Here is a 304-nt window from a genome sequence, read left to right as displayed (position 1 = left end):
TACTGTAATTTCTCTTCCAATGCATAACGAACTAGATGAAGAACAATTAGCTTTTATTACTAAAACAGTTAATGATTTTTTAAGTTAATTACTTAACTAGCAACAATGAGTCAAAAAATTAGTTTATTACAAGTTATTCATTTTACTCTAATTTTAGGTATTTGTATAGCTTATGCTGTTCTTGCTTATATAAAAAACATTTTTAATTTACATATATATACTGACTCATTGCCTTATGCGTTTATCCCTATTGGTTCTTATTATTTAAGTAACATCGTTTTTAAATCGATTTTAGGTAACATTA

Annotated in this window: 1 protein-coding gene; it reads left to right on the top strand. The window is 24.3% G+C overall.

All coding sequences use genetic code 11. The features are described from left to right. Positions 1 to 105: 105 nt before the first annotated feature. The coding region (locus tag EYW44_RS22550; protein WP_207893836.1) for a hypothetical protein at positions 106 to 304 on the top strand (199 nt) is incomplete at its 3' end.

This window comes from Tenacibaculum sp. M341, assembly GCF_004337695.1.
Classification (GTDB): domain Bacteria; phylum Bacteroidota; class Bacteroidia; order Flavobacteriales; family Flavobacteriaceae; genus Polaribacter.
This window is presented reverse-complemented; position numbering and strand designations above follow the sequence as displayed.